The following is a 17,354-nucleotide window of genomic DNA, read 5'->3' as shown; positions in this document are numbered from 1 at the left end:
ATCAGTGCGCCTTGTGCTCGATGGACGGGGCGTCAGCCTGGAGCTTCTGCACGTCGCCCACCGCCAGCTCAGCCGATTGACCACCCCAACCCTGACGCAGGTAGTTCAGCAGATCGGTGAGCTGTTCGGCACTGAGCTTGTCGGCAAAACCGGGCATCGGCTGCATGTGTTCGAACCCGGCGAATTTCTGTTCGCCGATACCATCCTCGATCACTCGCAACAAGTTGCGTGGGTCTTCCAGACGCAGCGTGGTGTTGCCGCGCATGGCCACCGCGATGTGCGGCTTGCCTTCGCCACCGGCCGCGTGACAACCGGCGCAGACGTTCAAATATTCCTGACGGCCGCGTTGAGCGCTGGCACTGAGTTTTTCCACCGGCACTTCGGTCAATTCTTTCGCCGCTGGCGGCTTGTCGCCCAGCAGGAAAGTCGCCATCGCCGCCAGATCCGGATCATTCAGGCCCTGGGTGCTGTTGTGGAACACCGGGAACATCTCGTTAAACATCGTGCCCTGGGCGCTCATGCCGTGCTTGAGGAACGTGCTCAGGTCTTGATGATTCCAGCCGCGCGCCGCCAGATCCGTCGCCAACAGGCTCGGCGCCAGGTAGCCGTTGAGGATGCCGCCGGTCAGGCGCTTATCCAACTGCATCGCGCCCGGCAAGCCGCGCGGCGTATGGCATTCACCGCAATGGCCGAGCACTTCGACCATGTACTGGCCGCGCTTCCAGGCGTCGCTTTTGCCTTCGGCAGACTCCAGTTTCAAGGCCTTGCCGAACATCATGTTCCAGCCCATCAGGCCCGGACGCACGTTGAACGGGAAGCTCAGGCTCGTCACCGGAGCGGCGCGCTCGATCGGCTCGATGGTTTTCAGATACGCATGAATCGCATCCGAATCCGCACGCGGCATCAAGTGATACGACGTGTACGGCATCGCCGGGTACAGGTTGGCGCCATCACGACGCTTGCCTTCAGTCAGCGCAGCGAAAAACTCGTCATCGTTGTACAAACCGATGCCGTGCTCTTTGCTCGGCGTGATGTTGGTGCCGTAGATCGTGCCGAAAGGCGACACGATCGGCAGGCCGCCGGCAAACGGTGCACCGCCGGGCGCCGTGTGGCAGGCCATGCAGTCGGCCGCGCGGGCGAGGTATTCGCCGCGCTTGGCCTGATCATCCGCATGCGCCGCCAACACAGGCGCAGCCAGCCCGACCGCCAGGGTCAGGCGGGTCAGTAATTGCTTCATGCTTAACCCTCCTTGACCAGGCCGAGATCGGTCAGCACGTTGCGAGTGGCGTTGTAGTAACGCACGTACCCGGTGCAACGGCAGACGTGATGACCGAGGCTGTCCTCGATGACTTGTTCCAGTTTGCTTTTGACGATTGGCTGGCGCTGCAGCTTTTCCACCAGCACGGTCGCGGCGTTGACGAAGCCCGGCGCGCAGTAGCTGCACTGGAAGGCAAATTCATCGACGAAGCGCTGCTGGATCGGGTTCAGCTCGGTCACCTGGCCTTGCTCGTCACGCTTGGCGTGGCCTTCGATGGTGCGGACTTTCTTGCCTTCGAAGTAATGCGCGCCGGTGATACAGGTGCGCACTTCTTCGCTGGTGCCGTCCGGGTTGTCGACGATCACCACGCAGGCGTGGCAAATGCCCTGGCCACAGCCCAGGCGCGAACCGGTGAGATTCTTGTATTCGTGCAGGTAGTCGATCATCGGCAGGTCATCAGGGATGTCCACCGGGCCGACGGATTGACCGTTGAGGGTCAGTTGAAGCGGACGGTTAGCCATTGAGGGCCTCCTTGATGCGCGCAGCAGTGATTGGAAGATCGCGGACACGTTTGCCGATGGCGTGGGCCACGGCGTTACCGATGGCGCCGACCACCGGGATCATCACCACTTCGGCGATGCCTTTGGACGGGTCGCTTGGCGACAGCGGCGGCAGAATCTCCGACGTCTGCTTCCACACCGCCACGTGGCGTGCCATCGGCAGGCGATAACGGTTGAAGTTCCAGTCACCCTCCCCTGGCCCGCCTTCGTACAGCGGCATCTCTTCCATCAAGGCGTGACCAATGCCCATGGCGATCCCGCCTTCGAGCTGGCCACGAACCAGTTCTTCGACCAGCACCCGACCGCATTCCAGCCACGAGTGATGGTTGAGCACTTCGACTTCTGCCGAACCTTTGTTGACCTTCAACTCGACCAGCGTCGCCACCGGGCTGTAGTAAGTCACGGCGGCGTTGTTCAGCTGAACCACCGGATAGGCGATGTTCTGCCGATCCAGCAGATGGAAACCGTCGCTGGTCATCTGCGCTTTCTTGGCTTTCGGAGCCCCGTCGCCGTACTTCACGGCCAGACCGTCCAGCGGCAGACGCTCGCGCACGCCGTCGATGCTGTATTCCGCTTCTGCCCAGCTCCAGCGGTTGAAACCGTGGACCGTGGCGGCGGTAACCAGACCACGCTCGTGAGCGCGCTTGGCCAGTTCCTCGAAGCTCAGCGGCTGCATGCCGTTGGCCGTCAGTTTGCCGTCGACCCAATGCGCATCTTCGCGACGCACCACGTAAGGGTTGGCCTGGCCGCCGTACGGGCCCTGACGCCAGATTTCCAGTGCCGCCGGCCAAAGACCGTGATTGAACAGCACACGCGCCGCTTCACGGGTGGCGTGGCTGAAGTAGTAGGCTGAGTTGGTCGCGGACGAGGCCGACGCCAGTTTGCCGACCCAACGGGGGTTGCGCAGGAAGTTGTCCTGCTCGGCCTGACTCATGATGTAAGGGTTGCCGGCGGTGACCAGCTGCATTTCCTTCCATTCGGTCTCGCCGGTCTTCACGTCGTGCGCCGGGCTGCCGAGGAAATCAGCGACCACCAGGGCTTGCGAAGTGGACATGCCGGTACCGATCTCGATACCGATGTGACGCAGAGAGATGCGCCCTTCAGCGGTGAATTCGATGCTGGCCATCGGCGCTTCGGAACCGGTGCCGAAGTCTTTCTGGCAAATGGCGAAACCCACGCCATACCAGTTGTCCGGATCCGCCGCTTCACGCTGTTTCTTGATCGCGTCGCGGTTCTTCCAGACTTCGTGCAACGAAGCCTTGTCGAGAATCTCGTGCAGGCGCAACGCACCGGCCGGGATCGCGCCCTGGGTGTTTTTCATCCCCGAACGCAGCGCATTCTTGCGACGCAGATCGATGGCGTCGACACCGAGGCGATCGGCGATTTCGTCGACCATCATTTCGGTGGAAGCCATGCTCTGCAGCGTGCCGTAGCCGCGCATCGAACCCGCCTCAACCCCGCGGGAGTGATAGGCGGTGACCTGCAGGTCGTTCTGCGGCATGTAGTAGATCGACTGCGCTGCAGTGGCACCAACCGCCGCCACCGACGGGCTGTAGTTGATCCGACCGCCACCATCGACGCTCATCTCGGCACGGAAAATCTTGAAGCTGTGGTCGGTCTTGTCCACTGCCAACTGGTAGCGAATGTCGAACGGGTGACGCTTGATGCCGCTCTGGAACTGCTCGTAGCGGTCGTTGGCCAGGCGAATCGGCACACCTGCGCCGTACAACGCCGCCAGGGCTGCGTAGTAGACGAAAATGTTGTGGTCCTTGGAGCCGTAACCGACGGTGTAGCCCGGGTGCATATTCAGGCTGGCCAGGCCGAAGCGCGACGGCGAGATCATTTTCGCGGTCTCGGTTGCCGCTTCCAGCGGGCACTGGGTGGCGACGACGAAATGCAGCGTCTTGGTCGCCGGATCGTACCAGCCGTTGCCGTTGTCCGGCTCCATCGCAGCCGGTTCGATCGACGGGGTCTTGTAACGCTCGTCGAACACCAACCAGTTGTCCGGCGGCGTGTCGATCTCTTTCTTCATGCGGTCGGCGTAGAACAGGCCGCGCTCGGTCAGGTTGCCGTGCAGGTTCGGCTGGGAATTCCACACCGGGCGACGGTTTTTCAGCATCGGGAACAGGATCGAATCCTTGAGGCTGGCGAACTCGTCTTCATCTGCCGAGGTCGGGCCGCCGACGCGCACGTAGCGGAAACTGCCATAGGGATCACCTTCGTAGAACGGTACTTGCGCACCGTAACGAATCGCCTTGTCATTGAATTTGAGTTTGTTCTTGGCCTGACGGAAACGCTCGAAATCGTTCCAGATCAGGATCGCCACCGGGTGACCGATGAACATCGGCACCTTGCCCTCAGGCAGCAAGGGATCCGGGGCGTGCTCTTCCGGGAATACGATGCCGTCCTTGTCCAGGTCGGCAGCGGTGACGATGCGGTCAGGCTGCAGATCGGCGCCGAGCCACGACAGGTCATAGCCGTCGTAGATGCGGTCGGCCTTGATGGTTTTCAGCAACATGGCGTGGCCTTGCTGCTGGGGCCAGCCCGGCATGTCCTTGGAACGGATGTCGCGGGCAAAAACCTTGCTGCCGCAGACCTTGGACAAGGCATCGTTACGCTGGCGCGCCTTGCCGTTATTGCCGAGCCACTGCTCGGACGGCACGGTCACGCTGTTTTCCATCAAGGCAGCCAGCGCCTGACTGCTGAGCGGCGTGAGCGTAACGCTCACACCCGCCACCAGCCCGCCCTGAAGGAACGAGCGCCGGGATATTTCACGGTTGGACATGGATCATCCTCTGGGCGGTTATGGATCCGCCCTTCTGGTTATCTACTGGGAATCTCGAGTCTTGCAGAAGCCCTTTTTGGCGAAACAAAGGGCGTGATGACAGTGCAAAGCTGACCGAAAGGTTAACTTTAAAGGTTTCTGCGCTCGCAGCAAACAACCAGTTACAAAAATCTGACTAAAGAATCAAAAATCAATGCGGCATTGCATCGCAGTGACCCATAGACGCAGGGGAGATTTTCCGGCGGCATCGAACGAGCCACAGCTGGCGTTCGTCGCTGGACAAAAGGGCAGGAATTTGGGAAAGGTCAAATTTCAGACACAAAAAACCCCGGCCTTTCGACCAGGGTCTTTGCTATCGATTCCGAATCAACCAACGGTTGCTTTCGGTGTTTCAAGGCGTTCAGTGGTCCTTGAAACAGATATGGCGCAGCGGACGGGACTCGAACCCGCGACCCCCGGCGTGACAGGCCGGTATTCTAACCGACTGAACTACCGCTGCGTATCGCTTTGAGCTGACGCTCAAGTAACTCGTTTGACTGAAAGCTTCGGTGCTTTTCAATCGCGAACCAGACAGTGTCTGACTCGTTAAATATGGCGCAGCGGACGGGACTCGAACCCGCGACCCCCGGCGTGACAGGCCGGTATTCTAACCGACTGAACTACCGCTGCGCGTCGGTGGAGGCACTTTCAGCCTACCTCTTGCTTTCGCAAGTTTCTCGGGAAGTGGTGGGTGATGACGGGATCGAACCGCCGACATTCTGCTTGTAAGGCAGACGCTCTCCCAGCTGAGCTAATCACCCGTTTGCATCTCCGAGGCCGCGAAATTTACGCAGGTAGCGAACCTAAGTCAATAGCAGGATTGAAGTTTTTCTCAAAAAGACAAAAACATGTCATTCCGAGTAGATCATCTTCTTGGTCATGCCGCCGTCGACCACGAATTCCTGACCTGTCACGAACCCGGCATTCTTCGACAGCAGCCAGGCCACCATCGCCGCCACGTCCTCGACCGTCCCTACCCTGCCCGCCGGATGCTGGGCATGGTCGATATCGGTTAGAGGCTCGGCGCGGCGCGCAGAGGGATCCCGCGCATCGATCCAGCCCGGACTGACCGCATTGACGCGAATCTCCGGACCGAGGCTGATTGCCAATGCGTGAGTCAACGCCAGCAAGCCGCCCTTGCTCGCCGCATAGGCTTCGGTATCAGGCTCTGATTGCGCCGCACGGGTCGAGGCCAGATTGACGATCGCCCCGTTGTGCGCCCGCAGATACGGCGCACAGTGCTTGGCCAGCAACATCGGCCCGCTGAGATTCACCGCCAGCACCCGATTCCAATAGGCCAGATCCAGGCTTTCCAGGGTGATGTTATGCGGATCGGCCACCGCCGCGTTGCACACCAACGCATCCAGACGACCGAACTGCCCCAGCACTTCCGCGACGCCGAGTGCCACCTGGCTCTCATCCGCCACGTCCATGGCGATGAACCAGGCATTCTCACCCAGCACTTTCGCCACTTTGGAACCACGCACCCGGTCCAGATCCGACAGCACCACCTGCCAGCCTTCGCTGATCAGCCACGCCGCGATCCCCAGCCCGATACCGCGAGCGGCACCCGTGACCAGCGCAACGCGGCCATGGGTGCCCGTCTTCGGAGTGGACAACTCGATCACAACGCCGCCAGACCGCGCGCCAGATCGGCTTGCAGGTCAGCGACGTCTTCCAGACCGACCGCGATGCGGATCAGGCTGTCACGAATCCCCGCCGCTTCACGCTCCTGCGGCGCCAGACGGCCGTGGGACGTGGTGCTCGGGTGGGTAATGGTGGTTTTGCTGTCACCCAGGTTGGCGGTGATCGAGATCAAACGGGTCGCATCGATGAAACGCCACGCCCCCTCTTTGCCGCCCTTGACCTCAAAGCTCACCACCGCACCAAAGCCCTTCTGTTGACGCTGGGCCAGTTCGTGCTGCGGATGACTCTTGAGACCGGCGTAATGCACCTTCTCGATGCCATCCTGCTGCTCCAGCCATTCGGCAAGTTGCTGGGCGTTGGCACAGTGCGCCTTCATCCGCAGATTCAGGGTTTCCAGACCCTTGAGGAAGATCCAGGCGTTGAACGGGCTCAGGGTTGGCCCGGCGGTACGCAGGAAGCCGACGATTTCTTTCATCTGCTCGCTGCGACCGGCAACCACGCCGCCCATGCAACGGCCCTGGCCATCGATGAACTTGGTGGCCGAATGCACAACGATGTCTGCGCCCAACTTCAGCGGCTGCTGCAACGCTGGCGTGCAGAAGCAGTTGTCGACCACCAGCATCGCGCCTTTGGCGTGTGCGATTTCCGACAGCGCGGTGATATCCACCAACTCAGCCAACGGGTTAGACGGCGATTCGACAAAGAGCAATTTGGTGTTGGACTTGATCGCCGCATCCCAGGCCGACAGATCGGCCAGCGGAACGTAATCGACTTCCACGCCGAAGCGCTTGAAGTACTTCTCGAACAGGCTGATGGTCGAACCGAACACGCTGCGCGACACCAGCACATGATCGCCGGCACTGCACAGGCTCATCACCACCGCCATGATCGCGGCCATGCCAGTCGCCGTCGCTACGGCTTGCTCAGCGCCTTCCAGCGCAGCAATGCGCTCTTCGAACGAGCGAACGGTCGGATTGGTATAACGCGAGTAAACGTTGCCCGGCACTTCCCCGGCAAACCGCGCAGCGGCGTCGGCGGCGGTACGGAACACGTAGCTGGAAGTGAAGAACATCGGATCACCGTGCTCGCCTTCCGGCGTACGGTGCTGACCGGCACGTACGGCCAGGGTATCGAACGCTACGCCTTCAAGGTCGCTGTCCAGCCGACCGGCATCCCATTCCTGACTCATGCTGTCACTCCTTGCCCTGTTCTCGATAAATAAAAGTCTTTTGCCAGATACAAAACCGGCCCCTAAGGGCCGGTTGAAACTCAGTTGTTGTACAGATCGATGATCGCACTGACCGCCTGGGTCTTGACCTTCGAGGCATCGTTGCGTGCCTGTTCGATCTTGTTCAGGTAAGCCTCATCGACGTCGCCGGTGACGTACTTGCCGTCGAACACCGCGCAATCGAAGTTTTCGATCTTGATCTTGCCGCCGCCGACCGCTTCGATCAAGTCAGGCAGGTCCTGATAGATCAGCCAGTCAGCGCCGATCAGGTCAGCGACATCCTGAGTCGAACGATTGTGCGCGATCAGCTCGTGAGCGCTCGGCATGTCGATGCCGTACACGTTCGGGAAGCGCACAGCCGGAGCGGCCGAGCAGAAGTAGACATTTTTCGCACCGGCTTCGCGGGCCATCTGGATGATCTGCTTGCAGGTGGTGCCGCGAACAATCGAGTCGTCCACCAGCATCACGTTCTTGCCGCGGAATTCCAGCTCGATGGCGTTGAGCTTCTGGCGTACCGATTTCTTGCGCGCAGCCTGGCCGGGCATGATGAAGGTACGACCGATGTAACGGTTCTTGACGAAGCCTTCGCGGAATTTCACGCCCAGATGGTTCGCCAACTCCAGCGCTGCGGTGCGGCTGGTGTCCGGGATCGGGATGACCACGTCGATGTCGTGCTCAGGGCGCTCGCGCAGGATCTTCTCGGCCAGCTTCTCACCCATGCGCAGGCGGGCCTTGTAAACCGACACGCCATCGATGATCGAATCCGGACGCGCCAGGTAGACGTGTTCGAAGATGCACGGGGTCAGGGACGGGTTGGTCGCGCACTGACGGGTGTGCAGCTTGCCGTCTTCAGTGATGTAGACCGCTTCGCCCGGTGCCAGGTCGCGAATCAGGGTGAAGCCGAGCACGTCCAGCGAAACGCTTTCGGAGGCGATCATGTACTCGACGCCTTCGTCGGTGTGACGCTGGCCGAACACGATCGGACGGATGCCGTGCGGATCACGGAAGCCGACGATGCCGTAACCGGTCACCATCGCCACGACGGCGTAACCACCGACACAACGGTTGTGCACGTCGGTCACCGCAGCAAACACGTCTTCTTCAGTCGGCTGCAACTTGCCGCGCTGGGCCAGCTCGTGGGCGAACACGTTGAGCAGCACTTCCGAGTCGGAACTGGTGTTGACGTGACGCAGGTCGGATTCGTAGATCTCTTTGGCCAACTGCTCAACGTTGGTCAGATTACCGTTGTGCGCCAGGGTGATGCCGTACGGCGAGTTGACGTAGAACGGCTGAGCCTCGGCCGACGTCGAGCTGCCGGCGGTCGGGTAACGGACGTGACCGATACCCATGTGGCCGACCAGGCGCTGCATGTGACGCTGTTGAAACACGTCACGCACCAGGCCATTGTCCTTGCGCAAGAACAACCGGCCATCATGGCTGGTCACGATACCGGCAGCGTCCTGGCCGCGGTGCTGGAGCACGGTTAGCGCGTCATACAGCGCCTGATTGACGTTCGACTTACCGACGATACCGACGATGCCACACATGCGACGCAACCCCTACTTAATGGATCTGAACTGAACAACACTCACTGAGGCGTTTTGGCCGACGGCAAGAGTTGCTCCTTGAACGGAATATCAGCGGGTACGCTGATTCCGCTGGCAAGCCACTGACTGCTCCACCCGAGAATCAGGTTCTTGGACCAGTCTGCGACCAATAGAAACTTTGGCACGAGCTGTGATTCTTTCCACCACCCGTCCTGCTGTACCGGCCCCAGGCTCAACAGCCCGACCGCCACGACCACCAGCAACACGCCACGCGCAGCGCCGAAGGCCATGCCGAGGAATCGATCGGTCCCGGACAACCCGGTGACGCGAACCAACTCGCCGATAAGATAATTGATCATTGCGCCCACGATCAGTGTGGCGACAAACATGATGGCACAGCCCGTGATCACACGAGCCGATGGAGTTTGAATGTATCCGGCGAGGTACTCGGACAATGAGCCACCGAACATCCAGGCAACAGCTCCTGCGATGATCCAGGTCACCAGCGACAATGCTTCTTTGACGAAGCCGCGGCTCAAACTGATCAATGCGGAGATGGCGATGATTGCAACGATCGCCCAGTCAACCCAGGTAAATGGCACAGTGCAGCCTACAGACGGATAAGGCGGCGCATTTTAGCAGAGCGCAGGGCTGTCGGTAAGCTGCGAATGTCAGTGCATTTCAATCGAGGTGATAGTTTTCAGCCACGCTCGGGCTGGAAGCGCACCACAAACCCCTTGAGGTTCTGCTGGCGACTCAACAAATCACGCAAACGATCGGCTTCGGCGCGCTCGATCAGCGGACCGACGAACACCCGGTTCTTGCCATCGGCGGAACGGATGTAAGCGTTGTAGCCCTGACTGCGCAGGGTCTTCTGCAAGCTTTCGGCGCTGGCGCGGCTCGACAGACTGGCCAGTTGCACCGACCAGCTCACTGACAGGCCATTGGCGTCGACGCGACTCTGGGTGGTATCCGGTTTGGCGGACAGCGCAGCGATCGGCTGGGCCGGGGCTGCGGCAGGTTTGGCCACGGGCGCAGGTGCAGGCGCAACTGCGACTGGCTTGGCTACCGGCGTTGGAGCCGGTGTCGGCGCAACAGGCGCAATCGGTGCCGCTGGCGCCGTCTGCTCGGCAACTTCATCATCGCTCGGCACAGGCTCTTGCGGCAGAACCTGCGGCTCAGGCACTGCCACTGTCTCCATCTGGATCTGCGCCACGGCGGGTGCCTGCGGTGCAGCCGGCGCCTCGACGGTCACCTGACGTTGTTCGTCCTGACGGGAAAACAGCATCGGCAGGAAAATCACCGCCAGCGCCACCAGCACCAGGGCACCGACCATGCGTTGCTTGTACGCCTTATCCAGCAAAGCCATTTGCTGCTTCCTCCGTGGAGCGCCGAGACAGCCATTCAAGGGCCTCGGCGACACAATAAAATGATCCGAACAGCAAGATCTCGTCGTCGCTGGTGGCCACTGCGCACTGCCCTTCCAGAGCGGCCGCCACGCTGCCATAAGACGTGACCGAGGCGCCAAGGTTCTGCAATGCCTGATTCAATTCAGCCACCGGACGCGCACGCGGCGAATCCAGCGGCGCCACCGCCCAATGCTGGACGCTGGCATTCAATTCACCGACCACACCGTCCAGATCCTTGTCCGCCAACAGGCCGAACACGGCCAGGCGCTTGCCGACCGGTGGACGAGCAGCCAGACGCCGGGCCAGATACTCCGCCGCATGCGGGTTATGACCGACATCCAGCAACAGGTTCAGGCGCTTGCCATTCCACTCGAAAGAGCGGCGATCAAGACGACCGACCACACGAGTCGCCTGCAAGGCCGCAACAATCTGCCCGGCCTCCCACGGCAACCCGAGCAGCAGATAAGCCTGCAAGGCCAGCGCGGCGTTTTCCATCGGCAGGTCGAGCAGCGGCAAATCACGCAGCTCTACGACCTGACCATCAGCATCGGTGCCACGCCACTGCCAGAATTGATCAGTGATGCCGAGATCGAAATCGCGCCCACGCAGGAAGAACGGACAAGCAAGCTCGCGCGCCTTGTCCAGCAAGGGTTGTGGAGGATTCAGATCGCCGCACAGCGCAGGCTTGCCCTGACGGAAAATCCCGGCCTTCTCGAAGGCCACGGATTCGCGGGTATTGCCCAGGTAATCGGCATGATCGACACCGATGCTGGTGACCAGTGCGATGTCGGCATCGACCACGTTGACCGTGTCCAGGCGCCCGCCCAGACCGACTTCAAGCACCACCGCATCGAGCCCGGCCTGTTGAAACAGCCAGAACGCCGCCAGGGTGCCCATTTCGAAGTAAGTCAGGGAAGTCTCGCCCCGCCCGGCCTCGACCGCCGCGAAGGCTTCGCACAGCTGTGCATCAGTGGCTTCGACGCCATTGAGCTGCACCCGCTCGTTGTAACGCAGCAGATGCGGAGAATTGTAGACACCAACGCTCAGGCCCTGCGCACGCAGCAATGAAGCCACGAAAGCGCAGGTCGAACCCTTGCCGTTGGTGCCGGTGACCGTAATCACCCGAGGCGCCGGCTGGCCCAGCCCCATGCGGGACGCTACCTGTTGCGAACGCTCCAGCCCCATGTCGATGGCCGATGGATGCAACTGCTCAAGGTAGGCGAGCCACTCGCCAAGGGTGCGCTCGGTCATACGTTGGCAGGCACCGGTGGAACGATGATCGGCTCGATCGGCGCAGCAACGAAGGTCGGGGTCGGCTTGCCGGTCAGTTGCGCCAGCAGGTTGCCCAGACGCGGACGCAGTTCGCGACGGTCGATGATCAGGTCGATTGCACCGTGCTCCAGCAGGAACTCGCTGCGCTGGAAGCCTTCCGGCAGTTTTTCGCGAACGGTCTGCTCGATCACGCGCGGACCGGCGAAACCGATCAGGGCTTTCGGCTCGCCGACGATCACGTCGCCCAGCATTGCCAGACTGGCGGAAACGCCGCCGTAGACCGGATCGGTCAGTACGGAGATGAACGGAATGCCTTCTTCACGCAGACGCGCCAGTACAGCCGACGTCTTGGCCATCTGCATCAGCGAGATCAGGGCTTCCTGCATCCGCGCGCCACCGGAGGCGGAAAAGCAGATCATCGGGCAACGGTTTTCCAGGGCGTAGTTGGCGGCGCGCACGAAGCGCTCACCGACGATGGCGCCCATGGAGCCGCCCATGAAGCTGAATTCGAACGCCGAAACCACCACCGGCATGCCCAGCAGGGTGCCGCTCATGGAAATCAGTGCGTCTTTCTCGCCAGTCTGCTTCTGGGCAGCGACCAGGCGATCCTTGTACTTCTTGCCGTCACGGAACTTCAGACGGTCAACCGGCTCCAGGTCAGCGCCCAGCTCGGCACGGCCTTCGGCATCCAGGAAAATGTCGATGCGCGCACGTGCGCCGATGCGCATGTGGTGGTTGCATTTAGGGCAAACGTCCAGGGTCTTTTCCAGCTCCGGACGATACAGCACAGCCTCGCAGGACGGGCATTTGTGCCACAGACCTTCAGGCACCGAGCTCTTCTTGACCTCCGAACGCATGATCGAAGGGATCAGCTTGTCTACCAACCAGTTGCTCATGCTTTCTTTCTCCAGTACCGGCGGCCCGAACGCTCTGGTTCGCGGCCCCGCGTATGCCCTTCAGCTAAATTCATGTGTGGCGATGATCGTCCGGACTGCCGGGTCAGCGGAACTGACCTGCGTACACCCCGAAAAGACCCTCAGCCTCTTTTCTACAGAGCTGTGGACGGCGGCAGTCTGCCAGCCGTCACATCAACGTATGGCGTTGATGAACGCCCGAATCTTTGCGTGATCCTTGATGCCCTTGCTCGCCTCTACCCCACCGCTGACATCCACCGCGTATGGCCGCACCCGGGCAACGGCATCGGCGACGTTCTCCGGTGTCAGGCCGCCGGCCAGAATCAGCGGTTTACTCAAACCCTTGGGAATCAATGACCAGTCGAACGCCTCGCCGGTTCCACCGGGCACGCCCTCAACATAAGTATCGAGCAGCACGCCGCTGGCACTCGGGTAGGCATCGCAGGCGGCGGCGATGTCATCGCCCGCCTTGACCCGCAGGGCCTTGATGTACGGCCGATGCCAGCCTTCGCAGTCGGCGGCGGTTTCATCGCCGTGAAACTGCAGCAGATCCAGTGGCACGGCATCGAGGATTTCCCCGAGTTCGCAGCGACTGGCGTTGACGAACAGCCCGACCGTGGTCACGAACGGCGGCAATGCAGCGATGATCGCGCGCGCCTGCTGAACGGTTACCGCCCGTGGACTCTTAGCGTAGAACACAAAACCGATGGCATCGGCCCCGGCCTCGACGGCTGCCAACGCATCTTCTATGCGGGTAATCCCGCAAATCTTGCTGCGAACGGCCGACATGTCGATAAAAACCTCAAGGCAAATCCGGGAAAGTCCCGGATGGTAACAAATGCATTCGAGGGCGTCAGCCGTCAAGTTCCGAGAAACCCGTAAGGAAATGTGGCCCGATGAAACGCTCGGGTAACGGGAACTCGTCGTGGTACTCGACCTGCACCAGATAAAGCCCGAACGGATGCGCCGTGACCCCGCCGGAGCGCCGCTCGCGGCTCTCCAGCACTTCCTTCATCCACTCCGGCGAGCGTTCGCCGGCACCGATCGTCATCAACACCCCGGCGATGTTGCGCACCATGTGATGCAGGAAAGCGTTGGCGCGAATGTCCAGCACGATCATTTTGCCGTGACGGGTCACGCGCAAGTGATGCATCTTCTTGATCGGAGACTTGGCCTGGCACTGCCCGGCACGGAACGCGCTGAAATCATGAGTACCGATCAGGTACTGCGCAGCTTCGGCCATGCGCTCCACATCCAGCGGACGGTGGTTCCAAGTGATTTCTTCATTGAGATGCGCCGGGCGGATCTGATCGTTGTAGATCACGTAGCGGTAACGCCGGGCAATAGCCTTGAATCGCGCATGAAAGTGCGCGGGCATGACCTTCGCCCAACTGACGCTGATGTCATGGGGCAAATTGATATTGGCGCCCATGACCCAGGCTTTCAGCGAACGATCAACCTGGGTGTCGAAATGCACGACTTGCCCGCACGCATGCACACCGGCGTCCGTGCGCCCGGCGCACTGCAGAGAGATCGGCGAATTGGCGACCTTCGACAAGGCTTTTTCCAGGGTTTCCTGCACGGTGAGCACGCCCGTGGACTGGCGCTGCCAGCCGCTGTAGCGCGAACCCTTGTATTCAACGCCCAGTGCGACGCGAAAAAAGCCTTCGGGGGCCATTTCGGCGGCCGGGTTATCTATGTTTGCCACGTCGGGACAGCCTGCTGATCTACAAAGGCGGGCATTATAAGGCGGCGAACCGGGGATACCAGACCCAAACAAAAACGGCAGCCTCGAAGGGCTGCCGTTTTATTTACCGCTGAACGCTGACTCAGGCCAGATGCGAAAGCATTTCCTTCGCTTCGTTCTTCTGCTTGTCGTCACCTTCGCTGAGCACTTCCTTGAGGATGTCACGCGCACCGTCGTTGTCGCCCATGTCGATGTAGGCCTGCGCCAGATCGAGTTTGGTGGCAGCTTCGTCGGTGCCAGCGAGGAAGTCGAAGTCATCCTCACCCAGATCGCCACCCAACGCAGCATCGGCCTCAGTGAAGCTTGGCTCGTTGATGCTGCCCGACAGGCGATCCAGTTCAGCGTTGACGTCATCCAGCTCCGCAGCGAATGCATCCGGCTCGGCCGGGCTGGCATCCATTTCATCCGCCAGGGACAGGTCGAAATCGGCTGGCAGCTCCAGATCATCCAGTGGAGGCTCGACCACAACCGGCGGCTCGACCGGCGCAAGATCCTTAACGCCTTCATCCAGATCCAGCAGGAAGTCGTCGTCAGCCAATTCAACCGGCACAGGCGCAGGATCGGCACCGAGATCCAGATCCAGGTCGAAGTCAGACAGATCATCGAGGTTTTCCTTGATCTCGGTCTGCTGTTGCAGAACCGACTCGAAGCTCAGATCGTCATCCGCCGGGAACTCGTCCAACTCGACCGGCGCTTCAGGCTCGACAGCAGCCACAGGCGCAACAGGTTCCACCGGTGTGATGTTGTCGAGATCATCCAGGCTCAGGTCGAAAGCGCTGTCCAGATCGTCTTCCGCAGCAACTGGCGCTTCAGGTACTTCAGGCTCGTCGAGCAGCAGGTCCTTGACGTATTCCGCATCCAGTTCAGCAGCAATGGCAGCAGCGGCCAGACCACTCGCCACGACGACCGCCATGGCAGGGAAGCGGCTTTTCAGCTCTTCGACCTTGGCGAAGTTATCGCCGTTGGCGACCAGTTGACGCTCCTGACCGACGAAGGCATCACGATCACCCTGGCGACCGTAGACTTCCATCAGTTTCAGACGCAGGTCACTGCGCTGCGGCTCCAGGCTGACGCCCTCCTCCAGCAACGCGGCGGCCTGATTCAGGCGACCACCGTCGATGTGCGACTGGGCCTTGTCCAGCACGTCGTCGGAACGCTCGGCTGCCGGGGCCACCAGCGGCGCGGCGATCGGTTCGGCCATCACGACCGGAGCCACCACCGCAGCGGCAACAGGCGCCGCAGCTGGCGCTGGCGTGAGCTTGACGCTCGCTGCCGGCACTTCCAGACCTTCGAAGCTGCTTTCCGGCAGATCGAGCTCAGGCGCGAACGACTGCTCTTCCAGTGCCCGCGCCATGCGCAGGTGCTTTTCAGCTTCCTGTTGAGCCTTGCGGCGGCGAGCCAGCAGCAACAGCAGCAACAGCAGAACCACCGCACCACCACCGACCAGACCCAAGAGGATCGGGTTGGTCAGCAGTTCGTTGAAGGTTTTCTCATCATCGGCGGCAGGCTTCGGCTCGACCACCGGCTCAACCGGTGCTGGCGCAACGGCTTCCGGCGCAGGTGCGACAGGTGCGACAGGTGCAGCTTCTGCCGGGGTGGCCGGTGGCGTAGCGGCCAGTTCGGCTGTGATCGCCGGAACCGGTGCAACCGCGGGTGCGGCGGCAACTGGAGCTGGCGCAGTGGCGGAGCCTTCGGCCTGCAACTTCGCCAGTTGATTGTTCTTCAGTTCGATCAGGCGTTGCAGCTTGTCCAGCTGACTTTGCAGATCGGTCATGCGGCTTTTCAGTTCCGCATTGTCACGACGGGTCGTGTCGAGGCTTTCCTGGGTCACCGCCAGTTTGTTGCTCAAGGCCTTGGCGTCGCCGGCCGGGCCCTTTCCGCGACCCTTGGCACCTTCAGCCGAGACCAGGCTCAGGTTGTCCTTGGCATTCTTGGCAGGACCGGTGTTGGCACGACCACGATTGGTGGCATCGAGCTGTTGCTGACCGGTGCCTGGCTTGGCCACATAACGACGACCCTGACGCCAGGCCTCGTTCTGCGCGGCCACTTCGGCAATGGCTTTGGACTGCGGCAGCGCGGTGCTTTGCACCTCATCCGGCAGACGCAGCACCTGACCGGTTTTCAAGCGGTTGATGTTGCCGCCGATGAACGCGTCCGGGTTCAGGGCCTGGATCGCCAGCATGGTCTGCTGCACCGAACCACCGGTACGCGCCTTCGCTGCGATTTCCCACAGGGTGTCGCGTGGCGTGGTGGTGTGTGTCGAATGCGTTGCACCCGTGGTCGGCGCGGTGATGGTTTGCGTCGGCGCCGGTTGAGCGGCGGCATCAGCGGTCTGCGGCGAAAACTTCGACGGATCCAGCAGCACGCTGTAATCGCGCAGCAGACGGCCGTTCGGCCACATCACCTGCACGAGGAATTTCACCATCGGTTCCGACAGTGGCTTGCTCGAAGTAATACGCAGCACGCTTTTGCCGCTGGCGTTGAGCACCGGGGTGAAAGTCAGGTCATTGAGGAAGGCTTGGCGATCGACACCGGCCTTGGCGAAATCTTCCGGCGAGGCCAGGCTCGGCACCACTTCGGCAGCGGTAAGATCCTTGACATCGAGCAGCTCGATTTCCGCCACCAGCGGCTGGTTCAGGGTCGACTTCAGGGTCAGCTCCCCGAGCCCGAGGGCATGCGCCATACCGGAGGACAGCGCCGAGGCGGCCGCTATTGCTAACACCAGTTTGCGAACTTGAACCATAGCCTCTTCCTTTGTTTGAACGTTCCTCGGCCAGCGAGAAGATGTTGATTGTCGCTGCCGTAAGGCATTGCGCGCGACGACGACAGCATGCCGCGCGCGATCATTTCTTTGATGCCCCGGAAAGTCCCGGAGGGTGTTACGTCATCAAGCGATCTGGCCAAGCATAGCGCCCGGCTAGAATCAGTCGACAAATTGTTGCCAAGTA

At 61.1% G+C, this 17,354-nt stretch carries 13 protein-coding genes and 3 tRNA genes; all 16 read right to left on the bottom strand.

From position 1 onward, the window contains the following. Nucleotide 1: 1 nt before the first annotated feature. A complete protein-coding gene (locus AC07VV_RS25280; RefSeq protein ID WP_495037790.1) occupies nt 2-1,237 on the bottom strand; it encodes a c-type cytochrome in 1,236 nt (411 codons plus the stop codon). 2 nt (nt 1,238-1,239) lie between these two features. Next, on the bottom strand, nt 1,240-1,779 hold the full coding sequence (locus AC07VV_RS25275) for a (2Fe-2S)-binding protein (protein ID WP_007956473.1): 540 nt from the start codon (nt 1,777-1,779) through the stop codon (nt 1,240-1,242). Continuing rightward, nucleotides 1,772-4,603 (bottom strand): xanthine dehydrogenase family protein molybdopterin-binding subunit, encoded by a 2,832-nt coding sequence (locus AC07VV_RS25270; RefSeq protein ID WP_495037789.1) that lies wholly within the window; start codon nt 4,601-4,603, stop codon nt 1,772-1,774. Before AC07VV_RS25270 ends, AC07VV_RS25275 begins: the two co-directional genes overlap by 8 nt. A gap of 422 nt (nt 4,604-5,025) precedes the next feature. Beyond that, nucleotides 5,026-5,102 (bottom strand) — tRNA-Asp (locus tag AC07VV_RS25265). Between the two features lie 93 nt (nt 5,103-5,195). Continuing rightward, nucleotides 5,196-5,272 (bottom strand) — tRNA-Asp (locus AC07VV_RS25260). Nucleotides 5,273-5,327: 55 nt separating this feature from the next. After that, a tRNA-Val gene (locus AC07VV_RS25255) sits at nt 5,328-5,403 on the bottom strand. A 90-nt stretch (nt 5,404-5,493) separates the two neighbouring features. Continuing rightward, entirely contained in the window at nt 5,494-6,270 is a 777-nt protein-coding gene (locus AC07VV_RS25250) for an SDR family oxidoreductase (protein WP_096821206.1), read from the bottom strand. Next, on the bottom strand, nt 6,267-7,478 hold the full coding sequence (locus tag AC07VV_RS25245; RefSeq protein ID WP_102621535.1) for an O-succinylhomoserine sulfhydrylase: 1,212 nt from the start codon (nt 7,476-7,478) through the stop codon (nt 6,267-6,269). Before AC07VV_RS25245 ends, AC07VV_RS25250 begins: the two co-directional genes overlap by 4 nt. A gap of 80 nt (nt 7,479-7,558) precedes the next feature. Continuing rightward, nucleotides 7,559-9,064 (bottom strand): amidophosphoribosyltransferase, encoded by a 1,506-nt coding sequence (purF, locus tag AC07VV_RS25240; protein ID WP_007956466.1) that lies wholly within the window; start codon nt 9,062-9,064, stop codon nt 7,559-7,561. A 41-nt stretch (nt 9,065-9,105) separates the two neighbouring features. Next, the gene (locus tag AC07VV_RS25235; protein WP_007956464.1) at nt 9,106-9,666 is read right to left on the bottom strand and encodes a CvpA family protein; all 561 of its coding nucleotides are present in this window, start codon (nt 9,664-9,666) and stop codon (nt 9,106-9,108) included. A gap of 98 nt (nt 9,667-9,764) precedes the next feature. Next, nucleotides 9,765-10,433 carry an SPOR domain-containing protein gene (locus AC07VV_RS25230; protein ID WP_495037788.1) on the bottom strand — a complete coding sequence of 223 codons (669 nt, stop codon included), beginning with the start codon at nt 10,431-10,433 and terminating at the stop codon, nt 9,765-9,767. Continuing rightward, nucleotides 10,417-11,724: a bifunctional tetrahydrofolate synthase/dihydrofolate synthase gene (gene folC / locus AC07VV_RS25225; protein ID WP_495037787.1), complete on the bottom strand. Its 1,308-nt coding sequence runs from the start codon at nt 11,722-11,724 to the stop codon at nt 10,417-10,419. The genes AC07VV_RS25230 and folC overlap by 17 nt, the downstream gene beginning before the upstream one ends. Further along, entirely contained in the window at nt 11,721-12,641 is a 921-nt protein-coding gene (gene accD / locus AC07VV_RS25220; protein ID WP_495037786.1) for an acetyl-CoA carboxylase, carboxyltransferase subunit beta, read from the bottom strand. The genes folC and accD overlap by 4 nt, the downstream gene beginning before the upstream one ends. 192 nt (nt 12,642-12,833) lie before the next feature. After that, the gene (locus tag AC07VV_RS25215) at nt 12,834-13,448 is read right to left on the bottom strand and encodes a phosphoribosylanthranilate isomerase (protein ID WP_495037785.1); all 615 of its coding nucleotides are present in this window, start codon (nt 13,446-13,448) and stop codon (nt 12,834-12,836) included. Nucleotides 13,449-13,512: 64 nt separating this feature from the next. Then, nucleotides 13,513-14,337 carry a tRNA pseudouridine(38-40) synthase TruA gene (gene truA, locus AC07VV_RS25210; RefSeq protein WP_173861340.1) on the bottom strand — a complete coding sequence of 275 codons (825 nt, stop codon included), beginning with the start codon at nt 14,335-14,337 and terminating at the stop codon, nt 13,513-13,515. Between the two features lie 151 nt (nt 14,338-14,488). Beyond that, a complete protein-coding gene (locus AC07VV_RS25205; RefSeq protein WP_495037784.1) occupies nt 14,489-17,149 on the bottom strand; it encodes a motility hub landmark protein FimV in 2,661 nt (886 codons plus the stop codon). Between the last annotated feature and the right edge of the window lie 205 nt (nt 17,150-17,354).

The sequence above is a fragment of the Pseudomonas sp. GW821-FHT02C04 genome (assembly GCF_059421845.1).
This window is presented reverse-complemented; position numbering and strand designations above follow the sequence as displayed.

Bases quoted from the DNA above. Each gene is read 5' to 3' on its own strand.
- AC07VV_RS25280 (WP_495037790.1), bottom strand. From the start codon at position 1,237: ATGAAGCAATTACTGACCCGCCTGACCCTGGCGGTCGGGCTGGCTGCG.
- AC07VV_RS25275 (WP_007956473.1), bottom strand. From the start codon at position 1,779: ATGGCTAACCGTCCGCTTCAACTGACCCTCAACGGTCAATCCGTCGGC.
- AC07VV_RS25270 (WP_495037789.1), bottom strand. From the start codon at position 4,603: ATGTCCAACCGTGAAATATCCCGGCGCTCGTTCCTTCAGGGCGGGCTG.
- AC07VV_RS25245 (WP_102621535.1), bottom strand. From the start codon at position 7,478: ATGAGTCAGGAATGGGATGCCGGTCGGCTGGACAGCGACCTTGAAGGC.
- purF (WP_007956466.1), bottom strand. From the start codon at position 9,064: ATGTGTGGCATCGTCGGTATCGTCGGTAAGTCGAACGTCAATCAGGCG.
- AC07VV_RS25230 (WP_495037788.1), bottom strand. From the start codon at position 10,433: ATGGCTTTGCTGGATAAGGCGTACAAGCAACGCATGGTCGGTGCCCTG.
- folC (WP_495037787.1), bottom strand. From the start codon at position 11,724: ATGACCGAGCGCACCCTTGGCGAGTGGCTCGCCTACCTTGAGCAGTTG.
- accD (WP_495037786.1), bottom strand. From the start codon at position 12,641: ATGAGCAACTGGTTGGTAGACAAGCTGATCCCTTCGATCATGCGTTCG.
- AC07VV_RS25215 (WP_495037785.1), bottom strand. From the start codon at position 13,448: ATGTCGGCCGTTCGCAGCAAGATTTGCGGGATTACCCGCATAGAAGAT.
- truA (WP_173861340.1), bottom strand. From the start codon at position 14,337: ATGGCCCCCGAAGGCTTTTTTCGCGTCGCACTGGGCGTTGAATACAAG.
- AC07VV_RS25205 (WP_495037784.1), bottom strand. From the start codon at position 17,149: ATGGTTCAAGTTCGCAAACTGGTGTTAGCAATAGCGGCCGCCTCGGCG.